The 23,462-nt window shown below is 63.3% G+C and carries 25 protein-coding genes and 1 tRNA gene; 12 read left to right on the forward strand and 14 right to left on the reverse strand.

Going from position 1 to position 23,462, the window contains the following annotated elements; translation table 11 throughout:
* Positions 1–43: 43 nt before the first annotated feature.
* The 3 genes from DENOEST_RS16575 to DENOEST_RS16585 all read right to left on the reverse strand — a co-directional run bounded on the left by DENOEST_RS16575 (position 44) and on the right by DENOEST_RS16585 (position 3,038).
* Positions 44–1,222, reverse strand: a complete 1,179-nt coding sequence (locus tag DENOEST_RS16575; RefSeq protein ID WP_145769376.1) for an acyl-CoA dehydrogenase family protein — start codon at positions 1,220–1,222, stop codon at positions 44–46.
* Positions 1,223–1,391: 169 nt separating this feature from the next.
* The gene (locus DENOEST_RS16580) at positions 1,392–2,531 is read right to left on the reverse strand and encodes an acyl-CoA dehydrogenase family protein (protein ID WP_145769377.1); all 1,140 of its coding nucleotides are present in this window, start codon (positions 2,529–2,531) and stop codon (positions 1,392–1,394) included.
* 156 nt (positions 2,532–2,687) lie between these two features.
* The gene (locus tag DENOEST_RS16585; RefSeq protein WP_145769378.1) at positions 2,688–3,038 is read right to left on the reverse strand and encodes a dihydroneopterin aldolase; all 351 of its coding nucleotides are present in this window, start codon (positions 3,036–3,038) and stop codon (positions 2,688–2,690) included.
* A gap of 198 nt (positions 3,039–3,236) precedes the next feature.
* On the opposite strand from DENOEST_RS16585, the gene plsY reads away from it, so the two are divergent.
* Entirely contained in the window at positions 3,237–3,848 is a 612-nt protein-coding gene (gene plsY / locus DENOEST_RS16590; protein WP_145769379.1) for a glycerol-3-phosphate 1-O-acyltransferase PlsY, read from the forward strand.
* Here plsY and tsaD read toward each other — a convergent pair whose 3' ends face one another.
* Genes tsaD through DENOEST_RS16605 form a run of 3 tightly spaced genes read right to left on the reverse strand, consistent with a single transcriptional unit; the run spans position 3,849 to position 5,648 of the window.
* Positions 3,849–4,868: a tRNA (adenosine(37)-N6)-threonylcarbamoyltransferase complex transferase subunit TsaD gene (tsaD, locus tag DENOEST_RS16595; RefSeq protein ID WP_145769380.1), complete on the reverse strand. Its 1,020-nt coding sequence runs from the start codon at positions 4,866–4,868 to the stop codon at positions 3,849–3,851.
* Between the two features lie 31 nt (positions 4,869–4,899).
* On the reverse strand, positions 4,900–5,421 hold the full coding sequence (locus DENOEST_RS16600; RefSeq protein ID WP_145769381.1) for a hypothetical protein: 522 nt from the start codon (positions 5,419–5,421) through the stop codon (positions 4,900–4,902).
* Positions 5,418–5,648, reverse strand: a complete 231-nt coding sequence (locus tag DENOEST_RS16605; protein ID WP_145769382.1) for a DUF3820 family protein — start codon at positions 5,646–5,648, stop codon at positions 5,418–5,420. Before DENOEST_RS16605 ends, DENOEST_RS16600 begins: the two co-directional genes overlap by 4 nt.
* Before the next feature lie 154 nt (positions 5,649–5,802).
* On the opposite strand from DENOEST_RS16605, the gene rpsU reads away from it, so the two are divergent.
* The 5 genes from rpsU to DENOEST_RS16630 all read left to right on the forward strand — a co-directional run bounded on the left by rpsU (position 5,803) and on the right by DENOEST_RS16630 (position 10,670).
* A complete protein-coding gene (rpsU, locus tag DENOEST_RS16610) occupies positions 5,803–6,015 on the forward strand; it encodes a 30S ribosomal protein S21 (protein ID WP_145769383.1) in 213 nt (70 codons plus the stop codon).
* Positions 6,016–6,123: 108 nt separating this feature from the next.
* Positions 6,124–6,570, forward strand: a complete 447-nt coding sequence (locus tag DENOEST_RS16615; RefSeq protein ID WP_145769384.1) for a GatB/YqeY domain-containing protein — start codon at positions 6,124–6,126, stop codon at positions 6,568–6,570.
* Positions 6,571–6,603: 33 nt separating this feature from the next.
* Positions 6,604–8,355 (forward strand): DNA primase, encoded by a 1,752-nt coding sequence (gene dnaG / locus DENOEST_RS16620; protein WP_145769385.1) that lies wholly within the window; start codon positions 6,604–6,606, stop codon positions 8,353–8,355.
* An 87-nt stretch (positions 8,356–8,442) separates the two neighbouring features.
* A complete protein-coding gene (gene rpoD, locus DENOEST_RS16625) occupies positions 8,443–10,563 on the forward strand; it encodes an RNA polymerase sigma factor RpoD (protein WP_232096529.1) in 2,121 nt (706 codons plus the stop codon).
* A gap of 30 nt (positions 10,564–10,593) precedes the next feature.
* Positions 10,594–10,670: transfer RNA gene (locus tag DENOEST_RS16630), tRNA-Ile, on the forward strand.
* 84 nt (positions 10,671–10,754) lie between these two features.
* Here DENOEST_RS16630 and DENOEST_RS16635 read toward each other — a convergent pair.
* From DENOEST_RS16635 to DENOEST_RS16660, 6 genes are all read right to left on the reverse strand, one after another.
* Positions 10,755–12,392 (reverse strand): methyl-accepting chemotaxis protein, encoded by a 1,638-nt coding sequence (locus tag DENOEST_RS16635; RefSeq protein WP_145769386.1) that lies wholly within the window; start codon positions 12,390–12,392, stop codon positions 10,755–10,757.
* A 76-nt stretch (positions 12,393–12,468) separates the two neighbouring features.
* Positions 12,469–13,083, reverse strand: a complete 615-nt coding sequence (locus DENOEST_RS16640) for an SCO family protein (RefSeq protein WP_145769387.1) — start codon at positions 13,081–13,083, stop codon at positions 12,469–12,471.
* A gap of 45 nt (positions 13,084–13,128) precedes the next feature.
* Entirely contained in the window at positions 13,129–14,700 is a 1,572-nt protein-coding gene (locus DENOEST_RS16645; RefSeq protein WP_145769388.1) for a cytochrome c oxidase subunit I, read from the reverse strand.
* A 13-nt stretch (positions 14,701–14,713) separates the two neighbouring features.
* Positions 14,714–15,487: a cytochrome c oxidase subunit II gene (coxB, locus tag DENOEST_RS16650; RefSeq protein ID WP_145769389.1), complete on the reverse strand. Its 774-nt coding sequence runs from the start codon at positions 15,485–15,487 to the stop codon at positions 14,714–14,716.
* Positions 15,480–16,241, reverse strand: a complete 762-nt coding sequence (locus DENOEST_RS16655; protein WP_145769390.1) for an SCO family protein — start codon at positions 16,239–16,241, stop codon at positions 15,480–15,482. The genes coxB and DENOEST_RS16655 overlap by 8 nt, the downstream gene beginning before the upstream one ends.
* Positions 16,242–16,264: 23 nt before the next feature.
* Positions 16,265–17,017: a cytochrome c oxidase subunit 3 gene (locus DENOEST_RS16660; protein WP_145769391.1), complete on the reverse strand. Its 753-nt coding sequence runs from the start codon at positions 17,015–17,017 to the stop codon at positions 16,265–16,267.
* Between the two features lie 163 nt (positions 17,018–17,180).
* Here DENOEST_RS16660 and DENOEST_RS16665 point away from each other — a divergent pair, with 163 nt between their 5' ends.
* Positions 17,181–17,828 (forward strand): c-type cytochrome, encoded by a 648-nt coding sequence (locus tag DENOEST_RS16665; protein ID WP_170228086.1) that lies wholly within the window; start codon positions 17,181–17,183, stop codon positions 17,826–17,828.
* 61 nt (positions 17,829–17,889) lie between these two features.
* Here the strand turns inward: DENOEST_RS16665 and DENOEST_RS16670 are convergent, their stop codons facing one another.
* On the reverse strand, positions 17,890–18,381 hold the full coding sequence (locus DENOEST_RS16670; RefSeq protein ID WP_145769393.1) for a TlpA disulfide reductase family protein: 492 nt from the start codon (positions 18,379–18,381) through the stop codon (positions 17,890–17,892).
* Positions 18,381–19,724, reverse strand: a complete 1,344-nt coding sequence (gene mpl / locus DENOEST_RS16675) for a UDP-N-acetylmuramate:L-alanyl-gamma-D-glutamyl-meso-diaminopimelate ligase (RefSeq protein WP_145769394.1) — start codon at positions 19,722–19,724, stop codon at positions 18,381–18,383. Before mpl ends, DENOEST_RS16670 begins: the two co-directional genes overlap by 1 nt.
* A 49-nt stretch (positions 19,725–19,773) precedes the next feature.
* Between mpl and DENOEST_RS16680 the strand changes: the two genes are divergently transcribed.
* From DENOEST_RS16680 to accC, 5 genes are all read left to right on the forward strand, one after another.
* The gene (locus DENOEST_RS16680; protein WP_145769395.1) at positions 19,774–20,388 is read left to right on the forward strand and encodes a hypothetical protein; all 615 of its coding nucleotides are present in this window, start codon (positions 19,774–19,776) and stop codon (positions 20,386–20,388) included.
* Positions 20,385–20,942, forward strand: coding sequence for a TlpA family protein disulfide reductase (locus DENOEST_RS16685; RefSeq protein ID WP_145769396.1), 558 nt, complete (start codon positions 20,385–20,387; stop codon positions 20,940–20,942). The genes DENOEST_RS16680 and DENOEST_RS16685 overlap by 4 nt, the downstream gene beginning before the upstream one ends.
* Before the next feature lie 78 nt (positions 20,943–21,020).
* On the forward strand, positions 21,021–21,521 hold the full coding sequence (gene aroQ / locus DENOEST_RS16690) for a type II 3-dehydroquinate dehydratase (protein ID WP_145769397.1): 501 nt from the start codon (positions 21,021–21,023) through the stop codon (positions 21,519–21,521).
* A gap of 55 nt (positions 21,522–21,576) precedes the next feature.
* Positions 21,577–22,035 (forward strand): acetyl-CoA carboxylase biotin carboxyl carrier protein, encoded by a 459-nt coding sequence (accB, locus tag DENOEST_RS16695; protein ID WP_145769398.1) that lies wholly within the window; start codon positions 21,577–21,579, stop codon positions 22,033–22,035.
* A 73-nt stretch (positions 22,036–22,108) separates the two neighbouring features.
* A complete protein-coding gene (accC, locus tag DENOEST_RS16700; RefSeq protein ID WP_145769399.1) occupies positions 22,109–23,458 on the forward strand; it encodes an acetyl-CoA carboxylase biotin carboxylase subunit in 1,350 nt (449 codons plus the stop codon).
* Positions 23,459–23,462: the final 4 nt, after the last annotated feature.

Here is a 23,462-nt window from a genome sequence, read left to right on the forward strand (position 1 = left end):
AGGGCCGGGACATGCCCGGCCCTTCGTTCCCATCCCGAAGAGATCAGCGCGGTTCCCGCGGCAGGCCCAGTGCCCGCTCGGAAATGATGTTGAGCTGGATCTCGTTGGTGCCGGCGTAGATGGTGTCAGAACGGGTGAACATGAACAGGCCCTGGAGCTTCTGGCGGGTCAGGTCGTTCCCGTCCGCCACCATCGACTCATTGCCCAAGATGTCCATGGCCAGCTTGCCCAGGTCCCGGTGCCAGTTGGACCAGAAGTACTTGTACATCATGCCTTCCCGGGGCAGGGTGCCACTCTCGGTACCCGAGAGCATACGCAGCGCGTTGTAGCGCATGGCACGCAGACCGGCCCAGGCCAGGGCGATGCGCTGGCGGATGGCGGGGTCGGCGTAGGCACCGTTCTTCTTGGCCTCGGCCACGATCAGTTCCAGCTCGTGGATGAAGTGCATCTGCTGGCCCAGGGTGGACGTGCCACGCTCGAAGGCGAGCAGCGCCATCGCCACCTTCCAGCCGTCGCCGGGTTCGCCGATCACGTTCTCGGGCAGGGCCACGGCGCCGTCGAAGAACACTTCGTTGAACTCGGCGGTACCGGTGAGTTGCTTGATCGGGCGCACTTCGACGCCGGGCTGGTCCAGGGGCATCAACAGGAAGATCAGCCCTTTGTGGCCCTTGGAGCCGGCCTCGCAGCGGGCCAGAACGAAGATCCAGTTGCACTCGTGGGCGAGCGAGGTCCATACCTTCTGGCCGGTCACCTTCCACTGGCCGTTCTCCAGCACGGCCTTGGTCTGCACGTTGGCCAGGTCGGAGCCGGCGCCGGGCTCGGAATAGCCCTGGCACCAGTAGTCACGGCCTTCGCGGATGCCGGGCAAGAAACGCTGCTTCTGGTCCTCGCTGCCCAGGGCCAGGATGGTGGGACCGATCAGGCCCTCGCCCAGATGGGAGAGACGGCCGGGACCACCGGCGCGGGCGTATTCCTCGTGGAAAATCACTTGATGGGCCAGGGACAGGCCGCGCCCGCCGTGTTCCTGGGGCCAATTCACGCAGGCCCAGCCGCCTTCGGCCAGCTTGCGCTCCCACTTCTTGCGCAGCGCGGGATAGGCCTCTTCGTCACCGGGGCCGCCGCGGAAACGCAGCACCTCGAACTCGCCCACCAGATTGGCTTGCATCCACTCCGCCACTTCGCGGCGGAAGGCTTCGTCTTCAGCGGAAAATTCCAGTTTCATGTCCGTGCAACCTCGTGATTACCGTGAAAAGCCGCGCCGGAGCCGAGTGTGATCATCGAGCACAGCGAGCCGATGGATAGCCCCGCCCTGGGGCGGGGATGGGGGTGGGGGGCGTTCAATTTGCCTTTGCGCATTTCATCCCCGGAGGTGGTGCGAGTGGCCATGCGCGTCAGCGGCCGAAGACGCGGGACGCGATGTCCTCGCGCAGGGCGGTGCTGCTGCCGAACCAGGCGGCGGTGGCCTGGGCGCGCTTGAAATAGAGCTGGGGATCGTATTCCCAGGTGAAGCCTACGCCGCCGTGAAGCTGGATCGCCTCCTGGGCGCAGAAGAACAGCGCGTCGGTGGCGTAGCACTTGGCGGCCTCAGCCTCGGCGAAATCCTCATCGCTGGCGGGGCCGGCCACGGCCAGGCGGCAGGAGGCGCCCAAGGCCAGGGAACGGGCAGCCTCGATTTTCACCATCATTTCGGCGCAGCGGTGCTTGACGGCTTGGAAGGAGCCGATCACGCGGCCGAACTGCTTGCGCTCGGCGACGTAGGCAACGGTCAGATCGAGGCAGGTCTGGGCCGCACCCACCTGCTCGGCGGCCAGGGCGATCATGGCCTGGGCGGTGGCCTTCATCATGCCGGCGGTGGCGTCGGCAACACCGGACAGGCAACATGCATCATCCAGATTCACGCCCTTGAGCGTGAGGATGGCATAGGGCCGGGTCTCGTCGATGGTCTTGCGCCGGGTCAGCGTCACGCCGGCGTCATTCGGCTCGACACGGAACAGGCGCAGCGCGCCGGCCTCATCCCGGGCGGCCACCACGAAGACCAGGGCGGCGGAGCCGTGCAGCACGCAGCGGGCCTCGCCATCCAGGAGCCAGCCGGAGCCGGCGCGGCGAGCCGTCGTGGCAGCGGCACCGGGGCGCCAGCCGATGTCGTCGGCGGAAAAGGCCGCGGCGGCAATCAGCTCGCCCCCGGCGATGCGGCCCAGCAGCTCACCGCAACGGTCGGCGTCGCCCGCCTCGCGCAGGGCGCCTGCCGCCAGCACCGAAGTGGCAAAGAAGGGAAGGCAGGCCAGGCGCTGGCCCATCTGTTCCATCAGCAAGGCCACTTCCACCAGGGAGAGCCCCAGGCCGCCCAGTTCCTCGGGCACGTCGGTGGCGCACCAGCCCAGTTCGGCGGCGGCCTGTTGCCAAAGGGCGGTGTCGATGCCGTCGGGCGTGGCCATGGCGGCGCGCACGGCGGCGGAATCGCTGTGATCGGTCAGGAAGGATTGCGCGGAAGCGCGGATGATTTCCTGGTCATCGTTGAGCACGAAGTCCATGGGTTTGGTTCCAGTTTGTTTTCGGTTCGGTCCCGCCCGGAAGCGGAACAGGTTGCCGGGGCCGCAGCGATGTTGTTTTTCTCATCAGGGTTTTGCGCCCCCGCTGCCCGCGCGCGTAGCGGGGTCAATCATACCGTACACGGCCCGCCGCCCAGCTCAGGCCCGCGCGCGCTCGATCTGCACGCCGACCCGGCGCACGCCCTTCATGATGCCGATCTTGGCGATGGATATCTTGACCCAGGGAGCGCCGAACTCCTCCAGCATCAGGCCAATCACATATTCGCCCAGGGTTTCCAGCAGATTGAAATGGCGCTCCCCCAGCTCCTTGCGGATGCGGGCGATCACCACGTCGTAACGGATGGTGTCCTCGATGGCGTCGTTCCTGGCGGCGGCATCGGGTACCCCGAAGGTGAGGCTCAGTTCCAGGGTCTGGGGCGCAGCCTTCTCCCGCTCGAAGATGCCCACATGGGCCTCGACCCGCATGTCGTCGATGAAAATGAAGTCCATAAGTCCGGCCAGCCCCCTTGGTTAACGTGAAAAAGCTGCGCCGGAGCCGAGTGTAATCATCGAGCGCAGTGAGCCGATCAGTAGCCCCGCCCTGGGGCGGGGATGGGCGGCGTTACTTTGGCGCATTTTCATCCTCGGGGTGGCGGCAGCGACCATGAGCGTTAGAATCCGCCCGATTCTAGGTCATCCGTCCCCGCCATGAAGCTTCTCCTGTTCGTTCTGCTCGGTTATCTGCTGGGCTCCCTGCCCTTCGCGGTCATTGTCTCCCGACTCTTCGGCCTGGCCGATCCCCGCAGCTTCGGCTCCGGCAATCCGGGGGCCACCAATGTGCTGCGCACCGGCAACAAACCGGCGGCCGTGCTGACCCTGCTGGGAGATGCCCTCAAGGGCTGGGCCGCCATGATCATCGCCGGCGCCCTCGGCGGGGACGGCACGGGCATCGCGGCGGCCGGCCTGGCCGCCTTCGTCGGCCATCTGTTCCCCCTGTTCCTGGGCTTCAAGGGCGGCAAGGGCGTGGCCACGGCCCTGGGCGTGCTGACGGGCTTTTCCGGCTGGCTGGCCCTGATCTGCGCCGGCACCTGGCTGGCGGCGGCCCTGATCAGCCGTTATTCCTCCCTGGCCGCCCTGGTGGCCGCGGTGACGGCCCCCGCCGCCGGGTGGGCCCTGGGGCTGTCCCAGGAAGCCCTGAGCGTGCTGGTGGTCATGGGCGGTCTCTTGATCCTGCGCCACAAGGACAATATCAAGCGCCTGCTGGCCGGTACCGAGAGCCGCTTGGGCGGCAAGAAGAAGGGCGCCGGCTCGGCGCCCTGATCAGGGGCAGGCCAGTTCGGCCAGGGGCCAGCGGGGCCGCACGGCAAAGGCGCCTCCGCCCTCGGGCCGCTGCCCCAGTTGCAGACGGCGGGCGCCGCAGAAGGCGATCATGGCGCCATTGTCGGTGCACAGTTCCAGTTCCGGGTAGTGCACGCGAATGCGGGCCTTCTGCGCCCCCGCGTCGAGGCGCTGGCGCAGGCGCTGGTTGGCTCCCACGCCACCAGCTACCACCAGAGTATCCAGGCCCTGCTGACGCACCGCGGCCAGGGCCTTGGTCACCAGCACCTCGGTCACTGCCTCCTGGAATTCCGCCGCCAGATCGGCCCGCTCCGATGGACTGAGTTCCCGCGCCCGCACCGCCGTCAGCACGGCGGTCTTGAGACCGGAAAAACTGAAATCCAGGTCCCCCGAGTGCAACATGGGCCGGGGCAGCTTGCAGCGCCCCGGTGTGCCTTCCCGGGCCAGGACCGAGAGGGCCGGGCCGCCGGGATAACCCAGGCCCAGCAGCTTGGCGGTCTTGTCGAAGGCCTCCCCGGCGGCGTCGTCCAGGGATTCCCCCAGCAGCTCATAGGCCCCCACACCGGCAACCCGCATCAACTGGGTGTGGCCGCCGGAAACCAGCAGGGCGATGAAGGGGAAGCGCGGTGGGTCGGCGGAAAGCAGGGGCGAGAGCATGTGCCCTTCCAGGTGATGCACCGGTAGCGCCGGCACCGTCAGGGCAAAGGCCAGGGCCTCGGCGAAACCCGAACCCACCAGCAGGGCTCCGGCCAGGCCGGGGCCGGCGGTGTAGGCAATGGCATCGATGTCGCTACGGCCAGCGCCGGCCTCTGCCAGCACCCGTTCCAGCAGGGGAATCAGGCGCCGAATGTGATCCCGGGAAGCCAGCTCCGGCACCACGCCGCCGTATTCCTCATGCATCGCGATCTGGGAATGGACGGCGTGAGCCAGCAGGCCCCGCGACGTATCGTAGAGGGCCAGGCCGGTTTCGTCGCAGGAGGATTCGATGCCAAGGACAAGCATGGGCTGGATTCTACCGGGCGCCAGGCCGGATTCAGTCCAGATAGCCCCATTCCTTGCGCCGGAAAGAATAGACCGGACGACCGAAGGGCGGCAGCTCCACGTAAAGCAGCTCTGGGTCCTGCTCCCCGGGGATATACCGGAACTCGTTGAACATCAGGGTGTATTTGGCCAACGGTAGTCGGGACAAATAGCGGGGCACCAATTCGTCCAGGCGATGAGGATAGCGCTGCTGATCGCGGTGAAAGGTTTCCACCGCCGCCACCAAATTCTCCGCCCGACTGCGGGCCAACTGGTTGTTGGCGTAATTCATGGCCAACACCAGCAAGGCCGCCGCGCAACAGATGCCCTGGCCACTCAGCCGCCGACGCCGCTGAACCGCATACTTGCGGGCCAGCAGGGTACGGGGCATGCCCACCAACAGGAGCCAGAGCATCACCAGCAGGGCGATGCCGCCCTGATTCAGCACCAGGCCATCAACGACGATCAACAGCATGCCCAGGACCAGGGCATGACTCAGGGATCGTGCGGTCACCGGCTTGGATATCTCGCTCATGTCTGCGTCTTGGTCGGTGCCGAGCGCAAGGGGTCCAGCAAATGGGAGAGGCCGTTGTGATCGATCTCATGCATCAATTCCAGCAGGCGGCCGATTTCCCCGTCGGGAAAGCCCTTGCGGGCGAACCAGTTGAGATAATTGCCGGGCAGGTCGGCGATCAGGCGGCCCTTGTACTTGCCGTAAGGCATGGTGCGGGTGACCAGAAGTTGCAGGTGTTCGGGACTCATCGTCCGCTATTCTGCCCCAGTCCGGCGCTGCTCCGATCCCGATCATCAGCCACAGGCCCCACGAACCCGCGGCAAGGAAGACAGAAACAATTGACATCGGAAGGAAAGCGGTTAGAATGCGCGCCTTTTCCGCCTTCCACACAGGGAAACTGCAATGCCCGGTATCCGCGTCAAGGAAAACGAGCCGTTTGAAGTCGCCATTCGCCGCTTCAAGCGCACCATTGAGAAGACTGGTCTGCTGACCGAGCTGCGCTCCCGTGAGTTCTACGAGAAGCCCACCTCCGAGCGCAAGCGCAAGTTGGCTGCCGCCGTGAAGCGTCACCACAAGCGCATCCGTAGTCAGACCCTGCCGCCGAAGCTTTACTAAGCAGTTCGGCCGTCGCCCCGTCAGCGGGGGCGAGAAGCACTTGTATTACTGTTGAAACCGCCTCCGGGCGGTTTTGGCGTTTCAGAAGACCATATCGAGGAGCCTGTCATGTCGCTGAAAGTACGCGTCACCGAGGATATGAAAACAGCCATGCGGGCCAAGGAAACTGCCCGACTGGGTGCCCTGCGCCTGTTGCTGGCCGCCATCAAGCAAAAAGAAGTGGATGAGCGGATCGAACTGGACGACGCCAGCGTGATTGCCGTGATCGAAAAAATGCTCAAGCAGCGCCGGGATTCCATCAATCAGTTCGAGGCCGCCGCCCGCCAGGACCTGGCCGATGCGGAAAAACTCGAGGTGGAGGTGCTCTCGGCCTATATGCCGGCCGGGCTGTCCGAGGAGGAACTGGCCACCATCGTTGCTGCCGCAGTGACCGAATCCGGCGCCGCTTCTGCCGCCGACATGGGCAAGGTGATGGCTCTGGTCAAGCCCCGGGTGGCCGGGCGAGCGGACATGGGACTGGTTTCCAAACTGGTCAAGGGCCGGCTCGGCGCCTAACTTGAGAAGCCGGGAAACATCTACCGGCAACCCATGATCCCTGAATCCTTCATCCAGGACTTGCTGGCCCGCGTCGATATCGTCGGCGTGGTGGAGAGCTACGTGCCCCTGCGCAAGGCAGGAGCCAACTACTCGGCCTGTTGCCCCTTCCACAGCGAGAAGACGCCCTCCTTCACCGTCAGCCCCAGCAAACAGTTCTATCACTGCTTCGGCTGCGGCGCCCACGGCAGCGCCATCGGTTTTGTCATGCAGTACTCGGGCCTGGGTTTCATCGATGCGGTGGAGGAACTTGCCGGCCGCGCCGGCATGCAGGTACCGAGAGAAGCCTCATCCATTCGACGTGTCGAAGAGGTCGCCCGCAAGGCCCCCCTGACCGAACTGATGGCCCGTGCCATGAAGTTTTACCGGGACCAGCTCAAGGACTCCCCCAAGGCCATCGACTATCTCAAGGTGCGGGGCCTCACCGGCGAAATCGCCGCCCGCTTCGGTCTGGGCTATGCCCCGGACAACTGGCAAGGGCTGGAAAAGATATTCCCCAACTACAACGACGATGCCTTGGTCGAATGCGGCCTCATCATCGTCAACGAACAAGGCCGTCGCTACGACCGTTTCCGCGACCGCATCATGTTCCCCATCATCGACCCAAAGGGCAACGTCATCGGTTTTGGTGGGAGAGTCATCGGGGCCGGCGAACCCAAATACCTCAACTCCCCGGAAACACCACTATTTCAGAAGGGCTATGAAGTTTACGGCCTACCTCAGGCGCGCAAGGCCATCCACGGCGAAGACCGGGTGATCGTCGTGGAGGGCTATATGGACGTGGTGGGCCTGGCCCAGAGCGGCGTGGAGAACACTGTCGCCACCCTGGGCACCGCCGCCACCGGCACCAACGTGCAGAAGCTGCTACGCCAGGCCAGCCGCGTGGTGTTCTGTTTCGACCGGGATGCCGCCGGCGACAAGGCCGCCTGGCGGGCCATGGAGGTCAGCCTGGAATTCCTGGTGGACAACAAGAGCGTGGAAATTCTGCAAATGTCCGGCAACCAGGACCCGGACGAATTCGTTCGCGAACACGGCCGCGAAGCCTTCATGGTCCAGCTCAACAACGCCACCAAGCTCAGCGAATTTCTCGTTCGCGGACTCAAGGAACGAACCAGGCCGTACACTGCCGAGGGCCGTGCCCAGTTGATTCACGAGGCCAAGCCCCTGTTACAGCGTATCGCCGCCCCCGTACTTCGGGTACAACTGACCAAGGCCATCGCCGAGCTGGCCCAGCTTTCCCAGGCCGAAGTGGAGGCCCAATGCGAACTCAAGCCCCTGGCCCGGAGCCGCTCTGCCCCCCTCCCCAGCCGCAGCCGAACCAGCCCCCGCTCCATCGAGCACGCACTATTGGAGATCGTGCTGCAAAAACCTGAATGGTCCCTGCGCCTCCCTCTGGAGCTGATTTCCTCTGATCAGCCCGAAGGCGCCGCGATTCATGCCGTGGCCGACGCCATGGATCACGGGGAACTGGCAGCTGGCGGCGTGGGTCTCCTGTTGGAGTTATTTCGCGGCCACCCCCAGGAAGCTATCGTATCGACCCTGGCAGCCCAGTTAGCCGTGGAAGAACCCGACGTGACGGCCCTGGAATCCGTTCTCAATGACGCCCTTGCAAAACTGCGCCAGGTCGCCCTACGACGAGAAATCGATGCCCTCACCACCCAGGCGCGCCAGGGCACCCTGGGGCCTGACGCAAGACAGCAACTAGCCGAGTTGCTGGCCCGCAAGGGTGGCGAGACCACTAAATAATGTATAATTTCGCGCTTTTCCTGCGCTTTACCCTGAGTCTGCTCAGGGTATCCAGCGTAGCGTCGGGTGCCTGAACCGAGGATCGTCATGCCCAAGGAAACAGCTAAGCAAACCCAGTCCAAGTCTGCCGCTACGAAGACTGTTGCAACCAAGAAAAGCGCCACCCCTGCCGCCAAGGCACAGCCCGAGAAAAAGTCCGTGGCCGCCAAGAGTGTGGCGGCCACGACCAAGGTTGCAGCCAAAGTAGAAGCACCCACGCCTGTAGCGGTACCGACCAAGGCTCCAGCCAAGGCATCCACCAAGCCTGAAGGCAAGGGCAAGAAGGGCCGGGTCGCCCAGGTGGCGCCAGCCGCCCCTCAGCCCCTGGACGTGGAGGCCAAGCGGACCCGGCTCAAAAACCTGATTGCCCTGGGCAAGGAACGGGGCTACCTGACCTACGCCGAGATCAACGACCATCTGCCCGACGACATGGTGGACGCGGAGCAGATCGAGTCGATCATTTCAACCTTCAACGACATGAACATCAAGGTTTTCGACGAGGCCCCGGCCAGCGAAGACCTGCTGCTCAACGAAGGTGCCCCCGCCCCGGTGGATGCCGAGGAAGTGGAAGAGGAGGCCGAGCAGGCCCTGGCCACGGTGGACTCCGAATTCGGCCGCACTACCGACCCGGTGCGCATGTACATGCGCGAAATGGGCTCGGTGGAACTGCTCACCCGGGAAGGCGAAATCGAGATTGCCAAGCGCATTGAGGATGGCCTCAAGCACATGGTGATGGCCATTTCCGCCTGCCCCACCACCGTAGCCGAGATTCTGGAACTGGCCGACAAGGTGGCTCGGGACGAACTGCGCATTGACGAAGTGGTGGACGGCCTGATCGATCCCCACGCCCAGCCGGAAGAAGAACTCGCCGCTGCTGATGACGAAGAAGGTCTGGATGACGAGGAAGTGGACGACGACGACGACGGCAGCGCCGCCGCCGCCGCTTCCCTGCTGAAACTCAAACAGGAAGCCCTGGAACGATTCACCATCATCCACCAGCACTACGGCAAGCTGATGGCCGCCCTGACCAAAAAGGGCTCCCAGGACAAGGGCTACCTCAAGGTCCAGAAGGCCATTTCCGACGAGTTGATGAATATCCGCTTCACCGCCCGCACCATCGAGCGCCTCTGCGACTCGGTGCGGGGCACGGTGGAAGCCGCCCGTAATCACGAGCGCAAGATCCTGCACCTGTGCGTGGACAAGGCCCACATGCCGCGCACCCATTTCATCAAGGTCTTCCCCGGCAACGAGACCAACATGGAGTGGCTCAAGAACGAGGTACAGTCCAACAAGCCCTATGGGGCCCAGCTGATGCGCGCCGCACCGAACATTCTGGAGCAGCAGCAAAAACTGATCGATCTCCAGGATCGCATCGGCATTCCCCTCAAGGAATTGAAGGACATCAACAAGCAGATGTCCACCGGCGAAGCCAAGGCGCGCCGCGCCAAGCGCGAAATGACCGAGGCCAACCTGCGCCTGGTGATCTCCATCGCCAAGAAATACACCAACCGGGGCCTGCAGTTCCTCGACCTGATCCAGGAAGGCAACATCGGCCTGATGAAGGCGGTGGACAAGTTCGAATATCGGCGCGGCTACAAGTTCTCCACCTATGCCACCTGGTGGATTCGCCAGGCCATCACCCGCTCCATCGCCGATCAGGCCCGCACCATCCGCATCCCGGTGCACATGATCGAGACCATCAACAAGATGAACCGGATCAGCCGCCAGATCCTCCAGGAGACCGGTCTCGAGCCCGATCCCGCAACCCTGGCGGTGAAGATGGAAATGCCCGAGGACAAGATCCGCAAGATCCTCAAGATATCCAAGGAGCCCATCTCCATGGAGACGCCCATCGGTGACGATGACGACTCCCATCTGGGCGACTTCATCGAGGATTCGTCCACACTGGCTCCGGCCGATGCGGCCCTGTTCGCCAGTCTGCGGGAAGTCACCAAGGAAGTCCTGGACAGCCTCACCCCCAGGGAAGCCAAGGTGCTGCGGATGCGTTTCGGTATCGAGATGAACACCGACCACACCCTGGAAGAAGTGGGCAAGCAGTTCGACGTCACCCGGGAACGCATCCGCCAGATCGAAGCCAAGGCCCTGCGCAAGCTGCGGCATCCGACTCGTTCCGAGAAGCTGCGCAGCTTCCTGGATTCGGAAACCTGAGTTTTTCGCCGCCTCCTCCTTGGAGGCGTCGGGCCTGTAGCTCAGTCGGTTAGAGCAGAGGACTCATAATCCTTTGGTCCTGGGTTCGAGTCCCAGCGGGCCCACCAAACAATCCCCCCAACCGTTCGGCTGGGGGGCATTCGCCGACTGCCATTAGGACACGATTCCAGTCCCTAAGGCTCACTAAGCCATCAGCCTCGGTAGGTCGGGGCCTTGTGATAAAAGGCGAAGATATCGGCGATGCAATTGCGTTGTGCTGGTGTCGGGTTCTGGAACTCCAGACCACACATTGGTTGCCCCGCTTCCTCCCGCTGCCAGCGGACATTTGCTTGCACCTCGAGTGGCGGTTGGCCTATGAAACTGTCAAGAGAGTCGGCCGGCATCTGTATTTCCAGCTTGACTGGAAGGTCGACGCGCAAGGGCCGCGGCACGACCAGACGTACACCCGACAGGCTAAGGTCGGAAGCCAGCGCCTCTGTTCTTAGCGTTGGATTGTCGCCCTGGGTCACCATGACCAGCATACCGCGATCAATGCGTGGATCGCGGCGTTTCTCGCCGGAGGGCTTGTTGAGAGGAATCTCGGTCGAGCGCTGGAAGGTGAATCCTGCCATGATCGTACCCATCTGTTCGGTGACGCGATGCAAGTCGTTGCCGATGGCCGCCGTCGTTTCGACCTTGGTGGAGCTCTCGTTAAGGGTAGCGAACAAGCGCTCCAGGGTTGCCTGGAGGTGGGCCAACTGCTCCATCTGGCGCCGGCTCGCTTCAACGATAGCGTCATTGCCCTGGGCCGCCTCGGAAACCCCCGCTGCCATGGCCGACATGACGGTTGCCGTTTCGCCGGCTACGGTCTGACTGCCATTCACACGCGCTACGACGGTGCTCATGGTTTCGCGCAACTGGGACACCCGGCCGTTGATGGTCGAGACGATGCCGGTGACCTCGGCAGCCGACTGGGTGGTGCGCTCGGCCAGCTTGCGCACCTCGTCGGCAACGACAGCAAAACCACGCCCCTGCTCGCCAGCCCGCGCCGCCTCGATGGCGGCATTGAGGGCCAGGAGATTGGTCTGGTTGGCGATCTCCTTGATGGTGTCGATGATGCGCGTAATCTCCACAGCGGCAGTCGACAGGTCGGTCACCTCCTCGGAAACGCGGTGGACTTCGCCAACCGTGGCCTCCATTTCGACGATATTGCGTTTCACTGTACCGATACCCTCGTTGCCCTTGTCCCTCACTTCCCGGGTCAGCGCCGCTGCGGCACCTGCCTGTTCCTCGACGCTGCGGGCCACTTGTGTCAGCGCCTGGGCTTCGGCCACTACGGCGGCCGAACGCGTCTCCTCCTGACGGCTCACCTCGGCGGTCTCCTTGGCAATACTGGCAATCTGGAAGGCAGACTGGCCCATCTGTCTACCGCTATCCTCCACATCGCCGAGAATGTGGGAAAGTTTGCCGATGACATCGTTGAAGATGCGTTGCAGGACGCCCACCTCATCATGGGCGGTAACGTGCACACCGCGGGTGAGGTCGCCCTGCTCCACCGCCTTCAGCGCCGTGCACAGATCAAGGATGGGTTTGAGGAACAGCTTCGCCACCAAGCCGATCAACATGAATTGCAGCGCAAACTCGATGCCGGACTCCCACACCGAATTGAAATGATAGGCCTCCCGGTTTTCTATCATCGCCTGCAATGCAGCCGCCGGCGCGCCGTCCTGCCGCGCAAGGTCAATCATCTTCTGTAGTTCGTGGGAGGCGAGAATGCGGTTGTAGATGGTTGTCACCATTGTGACAACGAAAAAACCGATCTGAAATTTCCATCGGATGCTCAGATTCATGAACCAATTCATGGCGACCTTTCAGCGGATGACTCACGGATATGCAAACCGTCGAGTCGTTGTGCGAGTGCACATTCTACATGGCTGAAACGGCCGTTCGCGGCACAGCGCTGGCGCCGATGAGCGAGCGAATCTCCCGCGCTAGTGCCTCTGGCGCCAAAGGTTGAGGAAAACGGCTCCGCAGTCGTCCGGCCGGATCAATCAAGTACAGATCCGTTGAGTGATCGACGCTGTAATGCCTGGGGTCCTGACCGTCGTAACGGCGGTAAGCGGCGCCCAGGCCCCGAGCCAGTTGCTGCAATTGCGCCTCATCGCCGGTGATGCCCAAAAAGGCAGGATCGAAGGCGGCAACATAACGGGCCAGCATTGACGGCGGGTCCCGGCCCGGGTCCACGGACACGAGGACTACTTGCGGGAACTCGATACCGTCCCGCTCCCATTGCTCGCGCAAGGATTTCAGCAGGCTCAGGGTGGTTGGACAGATATCGGGACACTGGGTGTAACCAAAAGTCATCAGGGTCCAGTGCCCTTGTAGCTCCCCATTGCCGAACACTCCACCCTGGTGCCGCAAGGAAAAAGTCGGTAGCCCCCCTGGCGGCAATGCTGAAGGCATAGGGGACGGAGCGGACCGATCCAGACTCCGCACCAGGATAAGAACGCCGACCAGGCCCAGAGCCAGGCCGACGAGCATCAACCAGAACCCCGGGTTCCGCTTCACTCCCCGGCACCCCCGGGCTCAGTCCCGCCGATAGGCGTAAGGATTCCAGTCCTCGCTCACCGAGGGTGGCGACGGCCAGTTGCCATGGGGCGGCGGCGAGACCGTGCTCCATTCCAGGGACGGAGAGCCCCAGGGATTGTCAGGGGCCTTCCGCCCCCGGGCGGCGCCGATGATCCAGTTAAGCACCGCGATCACGAAGCCCACGCCCAGGACCGCCGCACCCGCCGTCATCAGTTGATGAGCACCCTCGAACTGAGGAAAGTGGGAATAATCATAGTAGCGACGGGGCATGCCGGAAACGCCGATGTCCATCATGGTCCAGAACACCACATTGACGCCGATGAAGGTCAGCCAGAAGCCCAGCTTGCCCCAGAACTCGTTGTACATGCGACCGGTGATCTTGGGGAACCAGTAATAGACACCGCCGAAGATGGCGAAGGTGCCGGCCACCGCCATCACGTAATGGAAATGCCCCACCACGTAGTAGGTGTCGGACAGGTGCAAGGTCAGGGAGGTCACCGCCAGGGGAATACCCGTGAGCCCTCCGATCAGGAACAGGAACACCACCCCCAGGGCGTAGAGCATGGGGGTTTCGAAGCTGATGGCCCCTTTGTAAAGGGTGCCCACCAGGCCGATGACCAGCAGGCCCACCGGCACCGAGATCATCAGGGTGGTGATCATCTGGCCGATGCGCAGCCAGTCGGCCATGCCTGACACATAGAGGTGATGCACCCACACCTCCCCGGAGAGCAGCACGATACCGCCGATGCCGCCATAGACCACCATCTTGTAGTTGAACACCTGGTTGCGGGCAAAGGTGGCGACGATCTCGTAGACCACGCCGATGAAGGGCAGGAAAATCACATAGACCGCCGGGTGGGAATAGAACCAGAACAGGTTCTGATAGGTCAGCACGTCGCCTCCCCGGCTGGGGTCGAAGAAGTGGGTGCCCAGATATTTGTCGAAGCTGATCAGAGTCACGGCAGTGCCCAGCACCGGCACGAAGATCAGTTGCAGCACGAAGGCGCCCAGGGTGCACCAGACGAAGATGTTGAGCTTGCCCCAGGTCAGGCCTGGCGCCCGCATGTAGGCCACGGTGGTGAGGAAATTCACGCCGCCAATGATGGAGGCGAAGCCCAGGATCAGCACGGTGAAGGTATAGAGCGCCGTGTTGCCGGTGGTGAGGGTGGAATAGGGCGGATAGCCGGTCCACATGATGTCGGGCGGATCGGGCACGAAGAAGGTCAGCAGCGCCAGGATGATGCCCACATAGAACAGCCACACCGACAGGGCATTGACCCGGGGGAAGGCCACATCCTTGGCGCCGATCATCAGGGGAATGCAGTAGTTGGCGAAGAATCCAGTCAGGGCCGGGATCTGGAAGCCCAGGATCATCATCGCGCCATGGCCATAGAGCCAGACGTTGTACTGGGTCGGGTTGCTGGTGATGGTGGGGCCAATGGTGGACAACTCTATCCGCATCAGCATTGCCAGAATGCCGGCCACGGCAAAGGCGGCCAGGGAGCCAATCAGGTAGAGCACGCCGACCCGCTTGTGATCGGTGGTGAAGATCCATTCCTTCAGATTCATTGCCGTTCTCTCCTTAACCCGCCGCGGCGGTATCGGCAGCACTGGCGGCTGCCTTGCTGGCGCCCATGCGGGCGGCTTCCTGCTCGTACCAGGTCTGGAATTCCGCTGGCGGCATCACGATCACCTGACCCACCATGTAGGAATGCATCACCCCGCAATACTCGGCGCAGGTGATCAGATGCTTGCCCGGCTCCCGGGGATAGAACCAGAGATAGGTGACCCGGCCAGGCATGGAGTCCTCCTTCACCCGAAAATCCGGAATGAAGTGGCTATGCAGGGTATCCCGGCTGTGCATGCGCAGCATCACCGGTTTGCCTGCGGGTACCCGCAGGTCGTTCTGGGCCTTGACACCGTTGGGATAGGTGTAGTCCCAACTGTACATGCCGGATTCCATTTCCACTTCCAGGCGATCCGCTGGCACTTGGCGGTAGGCATTCCATAGTTGCCAGCCATTGGCGGCAACGAACAGGTCATCCGAGAGAAAGACAAAAGTGGGAATCACCACCCAGGCCACCGCCGCCGCAGTGGACAACCGGGGTGAATGGCCGGTCTCGTTACCAGGGCGACGCCGGTACTTCCAGATGAAATAGGCGGTGAGCAGGGCGAAAGCGACGCCGATCACCGTGATGTCGATGATCACCTCACGCCAGAGATGATCCCAGCCTCGGGCCGGATCGATCAGGGTGCTCCCCCCCCCGCTTTCCTTGCTCCCATAGCCGGCCCATGCCGCGCCGGAAAACAGCAAGGCCGCCGACAGTACCGAGAGCTGTGTGAATTGCCTACCCATGGGATGCTCCCCCCACTCTTCTGCGATAAACCCAGGCCCCCAGGCCCAGCATCAGCACCCCGGAAATCAGGGAGCCGACACCGGCCAGGAGGGAATAATTCAACTGATAGCGCCCTTCGGCGTAGTTGTAGCTGAAGCATGCGCCGGTAAGCTGATCGAAGACCGCCGTGGAACTGGCGATGCGCTCCCAGTCTGCATCGATCAGGGCCAGTTCCACCGTCTGCGGGTCCATCCGCGTGCCATAGATGTAGCGCGCCACCCGGCCCTCCGGCGTGATGAACACCAGCACGTTGGGATGAAGAAACGCCGCGGCCGCATCCGACCAGAAAAAACGGAAGCCCACCTGGCCGGCGAACTCGGCGGCATCCTCGCCTTTCAGCACGGCATGACGCCAGCCACTTCCGGAAATCTCCGACAAGGTCGGGCTATGGCCCACGAACTCACTGGCGCTATGCGCGGTATCGCGCCGGTCGAAAGACACCGTCAACACCCGATAATCCTGGCCGAGGCGGAAACGTTTCACCCGGCCCAAGACCTTCGCCAGCTCGACGCCCATGGTGGGGCAGGTGCCATCACATCCATAGTAGGAGAGCAGCAGGATCAGGGGTTTGCCTCGGGTGTCGCCCAGTTGAAAGGTCTTGCCACCCGCATCCTCCAGGCGGATGTCCCCCGGCAACTGGCGTCCCAGATAGCGGGGCTCGTCGATCCGCATGATCGACGGGTCCGGCGTACTGTCGCGGGTCGGCTCGCTCACGGCGTGGGCCCAACCCGTCGCCATCACCAGTAATAGACTTGTGAGACCACGAAGAACCAAATGACGTCCACAAAGTGCCAGTAAAGGCCTGCCGTGCGCCAGAAGCCCACGTTCACCCGTCCTTTGAGGGCAGGGAAAAGGCCGGACAGGAAAATCGACAGGCCGATGAACACGTGAGCACCGTGAAATCCGGTGATGGTGAAAAACACCGTGCCGTAGATATTGGTGCTGATGGTGAAGCCTTCGTGGATCAGATGGCGCCACTCGAAGGCCGACATGCTGAGAAAGACCCCGCCCAGGATGATGGTCAGCACCAGCCAGGTGAGGAAGCCGCGACGGTTGCCCAGGTGCAGCAGATGCTCCGCATAGTGCATGGTGAGGGAGGAGGACACCAGCACCAGGGTCATTACCAGGGGCATGATCCGGGGCAGTTCCACCGTGCCCTCCGGGGGCCAGGAGGCGGCGGTCAAGCGCAGATACCAGTAGCTGACGAAGAAGGCGGCGAAGATCATCGCCTCGGCCAGGATGAACCAGCCCATGGCACCGTAGGCCAGGCCCTCGCCCTGGCCCATGGCCTCGCGGGTCCAGCCGGCCACGCCGGCCACGATCATCGGCACCCCGATGCCCAGGGTAATGACTGCGGCAAAACTGCTGTGATAGACAAAATGCAGGGAGAAGGCGATCGCCAGGGCCAGGACGCCAAAGCTGATGACGAAAGGCCAGACACTGGTGTCCCAATGGGCGTGGTCGTGAGCGGCATCATGATGCTGGGCCATGTTTTCCTCTCCCCCCGATTCGAGTGCGACAGCCAGGCTTTTATCTGTGCTGCGGCAGTGAAACACGATGCCGCAGACGTTTCATTTCGGGCTTGATTATTCCAAGCTTTATTTTTTCGCGCAACGAAAATATGATGTGCATCAATTTATCGGGAGAAAAAATATGGCACGGATCATCAGTTTCCTCGCTGTCGTGGTGTTCGCACTGACCACCCATCCAGCCCTCGCCGCCGGCAACCCGGAATCCGGCCAGAAGAAAGCTGCGGCCTGCATGGGTTGCCACGGCCCCGACGGCAACAGCATGCTGGAGACCTGGCCCAAGCTGGCCGGCCAACTACCTGAATACATCGCCACCCAATTGCAGGCCTTCAAGTCCGGCAAGCGCGACAACGAACAGATGACCCCCCAGGCCCGACTGGTAGCCGAGGTGGACATCCCCGATCTCGCTGCCTATTTCGCCAGTCAGAAGGTAAAGCCCACCGCAGCCGCGAAGCCGGCGCTGCTGGCCCAGGGCGAAAGAATCTTCACCCAGGGCAAGGGACGTCCCACCGTGGTAGCCGCCTGCATGGGTTGTCACGGCCAGGATGGCGCGGGTAATCACAACTGGGGCGGCACCATGACCCTCCCGCCCACGGTGCTGGCACCGGCCATCGGTGGCCAGCATGCCGCCTACCTGGTGGCCCAGCTCAAGGCCTACAAGACCGGCAAACGCGCCACCGATACGGCCAGCGTCATGCGTGATGTCGCCTCACGCCTGGAAGAAGGCGACATCCTGGCGGTTGCCGAATACGCCTCGACCTTGAAGCGCTGACCGCCGGGACTGATCGCGACCCGGGGCCATCCCGGGCGATTTTCAGCGACAGATTCCACGGCTATTTCAGCAGCTCGCGCACCGGCTCCAGCAGGGCGCGCAGCCGTATCAAACCCACGCGACGTTGCCGCAGGCGACCTTCCTGATCGAAAAGCAGGGCCAGGGGCAGGCCCTGCTCCGGCAGGGTGCCCAGATCGTCGGCCTGACGCAGCGCCAAGGGCAGGGTCAGCCCTCGCGCCCGGGCAAAGGCGGCGATCGATTCCGCCGTCCCGGTGGTGCTGATCGCGAGGAAGAACACCTCTCTTGCATCTGCCATATCGGCGAAGCGTTGCAGCTCCCCCATGCTCTTGCGGGAGGCCATGGACTCCGGCGACCAGAACACCAGTACCGTCACCCTTCCCCGCCCCTCCCTCAGGGATACCGTCTTGCCATCAAGGCCTTGCGCCTCCAGTTGCACACCACCATGGGCCGTCGGCAGAGGCTCGACTTCCCCGGCCCGGACGCCGCCCACCAGCGTTGTCAGCCACAGCAATAAAAGCAAAAGTCTTCGCATCACGCCTCCAGTGCCTGCAACAACTTGCCGTGGATGCCACCGAAAGCACCGTTGCTCATGACCAGTATCTGATCGCCATCCCGTGCTTCGGCAGCAATGGCAGCCACCAGGGCCTCCATATCTTCGTGGGTGGAGGACCGCGCCCCCAGGGGGGCCAGGGCCGCCGCCGCATCCCAGCCCAGATTGTGGGCATAGCAGAAGACCCGATTCGCCTGGCCCAGACTCCCGGGCAGCTGGGCCTTCATGGTCCCCAGCTTCATAGTGTTGGAACGGGGCTCCAGAACGGCCAGTATGCGCCGGGCACCCACCTTGTCGCGCAGTCCAGCCAGTGTGGCGGCGATGGCGGTGGGATGATGGGCGAAGTCGTCATACACCGTCACCCCCCGCACCGTGCCGCGCACCTCCAGGCGGCGCTTGATGCCCTGGAAGCGTCCCAGGGCCTCCAGGCCATGGGCCAGGGACACGCCCGCATGGCGGGCCGCCAACAGGGCGGCGACGGCATTGGCCTGATTGTGGGCGCCCGCCAGTTCCAGCCGGGCCTTGCCCTCGGCCACGCCGGCATGGCGTAGTTCGAATTCCCCGTCAGCCAGGGCCTGGGCCTGCCAGCCCTCGGCCTGGTTGAAATATTCCACTGGCGTCCAGCAGCCCCGGGCCAACACCCGTTGCAGGCTGGCCTCGGCCCCATTGGCGACGATCAGGCCCTGCCGGGGCAGGGTCCGCACCAGGTGATGGAACTGGGTCTCGATGGCTGCCAGGTCGACAAAGATGTCGGCGTGATCGAACTCCAGGTTGTTGAGGATCACGGTGCGGGGCCGGTAGTGGACGAACTTGGAACGCTTGTCGCAAAAGGCGGTGTCGTACTCGTCGGCCTCGATGACGAAAAAGGGAGAATCGGTGAGCCGGGCCGAGAGGCCAAAATTCTGGGGCACTCCGCCCACCAGGAAGCCCGGATTGAGGCCGGCATCTTCCAGTATCCAGGCCAGCAACGAAGTGGTCGTGGTCTTGCCGTGGGTACCGGCCACACCCAGCACCCACTTGTCCCGCAGGATGTGCTCGGCCAGCCACTGGGGCCCCGACACATAGGGCAGGTTGCGGTCGAGGACTGCCTCCAGCAGGGGATTACCCCGTGAGATGGCATTGCCCACCACGAACAGATCCGGCGCCAGGGCGACCTGCCCGGCATCGTAGCCCTCGACCAGGGCTATACCCTGTTCCTCAAGCTGGGTACTCATGGGCGGGTAGACATTGGCGTCGCAACCCGTCACGCGATGGCCCGCGGCCTCGGCCAGGAGGGCGATGCCGCCCATGAAGGTACCGCAGATGCCCAGGATGTGGATATGCATGGAGACCAAGCGTGCAATAATCGGCGCGCATTTTAACCTGATCTGCCTCATGTCCCGTCGCAAGCCCGCTCCCCAGGCCACTCCCCTGGCCCGTCGCGCCATCGCCAGCCTGGCGGCACGCCTCATGGCCGAGGATGGCATCGCCGACTACGGCCAGGCCAAGCGCAAGGCGGCCCGCAACCTGGGCCTGGACGAAGGGGTCGCCCTGCCCGGCAACGAGGAAGTGGAAACCGAACTGCGGGCCTACCAGTCCCTCTATCAACCGGACGAAATGCGGGAGCGCCTGCAACTGATGCGCCAGACCGCCCTGGAGGCCATGGAAGCCCTGGCCCAGTTTCGCCCCTGCCTGACCGGTTCGGTGCTGGACGGCACCGCCGGCCGCTACTCTGAGATCGAACTGGACCTGTTCGCCGACAGCGCCAAGGATGTGGAAATTTTCCTGCTCTCCCGCAATCTGGACTACGCACCTTCGGAGCCCCGCCGCCACGGCCCCGACAGTCCGGAAACCCTGCTGCGCCTGGACTGGAACGGCCTACCCCTGATCCTGATCGTCTATCCCCTGATGGCCGAACGCTCCATACACCGCAATCCCCACAGCGGCGGACGCAACCAGCGGGCCCGCGCTGGTGCGGTGGCCGCCCTGCTGGAAGAGGATCTGTCTTGAAGCGGCCCCTGCTGCGGGTCGGACTCCTGCTGGTGGTGCTGGCCTCCACCTGGGGCGGCTATTACTACAGCCAGCATCGGCTGCTTCCAACGGACATCCCCGCCGGCGCCGTGGTCGCCGAGGCGATACCCCGGCTGCTGGCCGCCCCCCTCCAGGACCTTGCGGGCCAGAACCGGACCCTGGCCGAATGGCGCGGAAAGATCCTGGTGATCAACCTGTGGGCCACCTGGTGCACCCCCTGCAAGGATGAGATGCCGGCTTTTTCCCGCATTCACCAACAACTATCCGACAATGGGGTGCAATTCATCGGCGTCGCCCTGGATAGTGCCGAGGCAGTGCGCGCCTTCTCAGTCCAGTACCCGGTCAGCTACCCCCTGCTGCTGGGCGAAAGCGAACTGGGTGCCCTGAGCACCCAACTGGGCAACCGGGTCCAGGGCCTGCCCTTCACCCTGGTCCTCGACCGACAGGGTCGGGCCGTGGCGAGCCGGCTGGGGCGCTGGCCGGAGGAACATCTGCGGAAGCAACTACAATCCTTGCTGACCACGGGCAAATAAATTCGGCATAGACCAGCAGAACTTGTTAAGCCCATCGAAACTGGACAAAGTGTCGCGAATTGCGGCAAACTAGCTCCCATGCAGAAGACAACTCGCAGCCAAAAAAGCAAAGCCGCCCCCAAGGGCGAACAGCTTCCTGTGCGCATTCTGGTTCTCCACGGCCCCAATCTGAACCTGTTGGGCAGCCGGGAACCGGCAGTCTATGGCCATACCACTCTGGTGGATATTCATCAGGCCATGGAGTCCCGTGCCCAGGCCGCCGGTGTCCAGATCGAGAGTTTCCAGAGCAATCATGAAGGCGAACTCATCGACCGGGTGCAAAGCGCCAGAACCGAAGGCATTGAATTCATCATCATCAATCCGGCCGGCTATACCCACACCAGCATCGCCCTCCGCGATGCCCTGGCGGCAGTGGCCATCCCGTTCATCGAAGTTCACCTGTCGAACATTCATGGCCGGGAGGCGTTCCGCCACCATTCCCACTTCTCCGATCTGGCCATCGGCGTGATTTGCGGGCTTGGCGCCCAGGGCTACGAACTGGCCCTGGAAGCAGTCCTGACCCGGCTCGGCCGATCCTGATTTCTTTTCGAGGGCACCCCTGGCGGGTGCCTTTTATGACTTGCAGGGAGTTTCCATGGACCTCAGAAAACTAAAAACATTGATCGACCTCGTGCAGAATTCCGGCATCTCCGAGCTGGAGATCAGCGAAGGCGAGGAAAAGATCCGCATCGCCAAGCATATCCCGGCGCCGGCACAGACCACCGTCATGATGGGTGGGCACCACGGCATGCCGATGAACATGGCCTCCCATACCCCGCCCCCTGCGGTCGCGGAGCCGGTCGCCAGCGGCCTGCCGGATGGCGCCGTGGTCGCCGCCCCCATGGTGGGCACCTTCTACCGGGCTGGCAGCCCGGGAGCCAGCCCCTTTGTCGAGGTGGGCCAGTCCGTCAAGGTCGGCGACACCCTGTGCATCCTGGAAGCCATGAAGCTGATGAACGAGATCGAGTCCGAAGTCTCCGGCACCGTCAAGGCGATCCTGGTGGAAAACGGCCAGCCCGTCGAATTCGGCCAGCCCCTGTTCGTGATCGGCTGATCCCGCCCGGCGGGGCCGCAGTGCGCCACGGCGCGCCCCGCGCATCTCGTCCGCCTTTCGTGGTGACCCAAACATGTTCGAAAAAGTATTGATTGCAAACCGGGGCGAGATCGCCCTGCGCATCCTGCGCGCCTGCCGCGAGTTGGGCATCAAGACCGTGGCCGTCCATTCCACGGCCGATACCGAGGCCAAGTACGTGAAACTGGCGGATGAGTCCGTCTGCATCGGCCCGCCCGCTTCGGCCCAGAGCTACCTCAACATTCCCGCCATCATCTCCGCCGCCGAGGTGACCGACGCCGAGGCTATCCACCCCGGCTACGGCTTTCTGTCCGAGAACGCCGCCTTCGCCGAACGGGTGGAAAAGTCGGGTTTCGTCTTCATCGGCCCCCGCTCCGAAACCATCGGCCTGATGGGCGACAAGGTCAGTGCCAAGGACGCCATGAAGGCGGCCGGTGTGCCCTGCGTGCCAGGCTCCGAAGGCGCCCTGCCGGAAGATCCAAAGGAAATCATCAAGATCGCCCGTTCCATCGGCTACCCGGTGATCATCAAGGCCGCCGGCGGCGGCGGCGGCCGCGGCATGCGGGTGGTGCACACCGAGGCTGCCCTGCTCAATGCCGTGGCCATGACCCGCAGCGAGGCCCAATCGGCCTTCGGCAACCCCACGGTGTACATGGAGAAGTTCCTGGAGAACCCTCGCCACATCGAGATACAGGTATTGGCCGACCAGCATGGCAATGCCGTCTATCTGGGGGAACGGGACTGCTCCATGCAGCGCCGCCACCAGAAGGTGATCGAGGAGGCCCCGGCACCTGACATCAACCGGCGCATCATCAACAAGGTGGGGGAGTCCTGCGCCGCTGCCTGCCGCCGCATCAACTACCGGGGCGCCGGCACCTTCGAATTCCTCTACGAGAACGGCGAGTTCTATTTCATCGAAATGAACACACGGGTCCAGGTGGAGCATCCGGTCACCGAGCAGGTGACGGGCATCGACATCGTCCAGGCCCAGATCCGCATCGCCGCCGGCGAGAAACTCTGGTTCAATCAGCGGGACATCCAGTTGAAGGGCCATTCCATCGAGTGCCGCATCAATGCCGAGGACCCCTTCAAGTTCACCCCCTCCCCGGGGCGCATCGAAACCTGGCACCCCCCCGGCGGCCCCGGCGTGCGGGTGGACTCCCATGTCTATGCCGGCTACAACGTGCCTCCCAACTATGACTCCATGATCGGCAAGGTCATCACCTATGGGGACACCCGGGAGCAGGCGATCCGCCGCATGCGCATCGCCCTGTCGGAAATGATGGTGGGGGGCATCAAGACCAACATTCCCCTGCACCAGGAACTGATGCTGGACGAACGCTTCGTCCTGGGCGGCACCAGCATTCACTATCTGGAAGAAAAACTGGCGGCAAAAGGAAAATGATTCC

Source organism: Denitratisoma oestradiolicum (assembly GCF_902813185.1).
In the GTDB taxonomy this organism is placed as follows: Bacteria; Pseudomonadota; Gammaproteobacteria; order Burkholderiales; family Rhodocyclaceae; genus Denitratisoma; species Denitratisoma oestradiolicum.

Excerpts from the sequence above, each read along its gene's own strand:
- DENOEST_RS16580 (WP_145769377.1), bottom strand. The coding sequence starts at position 2,531 with ATGGACTTCGTGCTCAACGATGACCAGGAAATCATCCGCGCTTCCGCG.
- DENOEST_RS16575 (WP_145769376.1), bottom strand. The coding sequence starts at position 1,222 with ATGAAACTGGAATTTTCCGCTGAAGACGAAGCCTTCCGCCGCGAAGTG.
- DENOEST_RS16680 (WP_145769395.1), top strand. The coding sequence starts at position 19,774 with ATGTCCCGTCGCAAGCCCGCTCCCCAGGCCACTCCCCTGGCCCGTCGC.
- mpl (WP_145769394.1), bottom strand. The coding sequence starts at position 19,724 with ATGCATATCCACATCCTGGGCATCTGCGGTACCTTCATGGGCGGCATC.
- coxB (WP_145769389.1), bottom strand. The coding sequence starts at position 15,487 with ATGGGTAGGCAATTCACACAGCTCTCGGTACTGTCGGCGGCCTTGCTG.
- DENOEST_RS16635 (WP_145769386.1), bottom strand. The coding sequence starts at position 12,392 with ATGAATCTGAGCATCCGATGGAAATTTCAGATCGGTTTTTTCGTTGTC.
- aroQ (WP_145769397.1), top strand. The coding sequence starts at position 21,021 with ATGCAGAAGACAACTCGCAGCCAAAAAAGCAAAGCCGCCCCCAAGGGC.
- DENOEST_RS16585 (WP_145769378.1), bottom strand. The coding sequence starts at position 3,038 with ATGGACTTCATTTTCATCGACGACATGCGGGTCGAGGCCCATGTGGGC.
- DENOEST_RS16645 (WP_145769388.1), bottom strand. The coding sequence starts at position 14,700 with ATGAATCTGAAGGAATGGATCTTCACCACCGATCACAAGCGGGTCGGC.
- DENOEST_RS16665 (WP_170228086.1), top strand. The coding sequence starts at position 17,181 with ATGGCACGGATCATCAGTTTCCTCGCTGTCGTGGTGTTCGCACTGACC.
- DENOEST_RS16660 (WP_145769391.1), bottom strand. The coding sequence starts at position 17,017 with ATGGCCCAGCATCATGATGCCGCTCACGACCACGCCCATTGGGACACC.
- rpsU (WP_145769383.1), top strand. The coding sequence starts at position 5,803 with ATGCCCGGTATCCGCGTCAAGGAAAACGAGCCGTTTGAAGTCGCCATT.
- DENOEST_RS16670 (WP_145769393.1), bottom strand. The coding sequence starts at position 18,381 with ATGCGAAGACTTTTGCTTTTATTGCTGTGGCTGACAACGCTGGTGGGC.
- accC (WP_145769399.1), top strand. The coding sequence starts at position 22,109 with ATGTTCGAAAAAGTATTGATTGCAAACCGGGGCGAGATCGCCCTGCGC.
- DENOEST_RS16615 (WP_145769384.1), top strand. The coding sequence starts at position 6,124 with ATGTCGCTGAAAGTACGCGTCACCGAGGATATGAAAACAGCCATGCGG.
- dnaG (WP_145769385.1), top strand. The coding sequence starts at position 6,604 with ATGATCCCTGAATCCTTCATCCAGGACTTGCTGGCCCGCGTCGATATC.
- accB (WP_145769398.1), top strand. The coding sequence starts at position 21,577 with ATGGACCTCAGAAAACTAAAAACATTGATCGACCTCGTGCAGAATTCC.
- plsY (WP_145769379.1), top strand. The coding sequence starts at position 3,237 with ATGAAGCTTCTCCTGTTCGTTCTGCTCGGTTATCTGCTGGGCTCCCTG.
- rpoD (WP_232096529.1), top strand. The coding sequence starts at position 8,443 with ATGCCCAAGGAAACAGCTAAGCAAACCCAGTCCAAGTCTGCCGCTACG.
- DENOEST_RS16600 (WP_145769381.1), bottom strand. The coding sequence starts at position 5,421 with ATGAGCGAGATATCCAAGCCGGTGACCGCACGATCCCTGAGTCATGCC.
- DENOEST_RS16640 (WP_145769387.1), bottom strand. The coding sequence starts at position 13,083 with ATGCTCGTCGGCCTGGCTCTGGGCCTGGTCGGCGTTCTTATCCTGGTG.
- DENOEST_RS16605 (WP_145769382.1), bottom strand. The coding sequence starts at position 5,648 with ATGAGTCCCGAACACCTGCAACTTCTGGTCACCCGCACCATGCCTTAC.
- tsaD (WP_145769380.1), bottom strand. The coding sequence starts at position 4,868 with ATGCTTGTCCTTGGCATCGAATCCTCCTGCGACGAAACCGGCCTGGCC.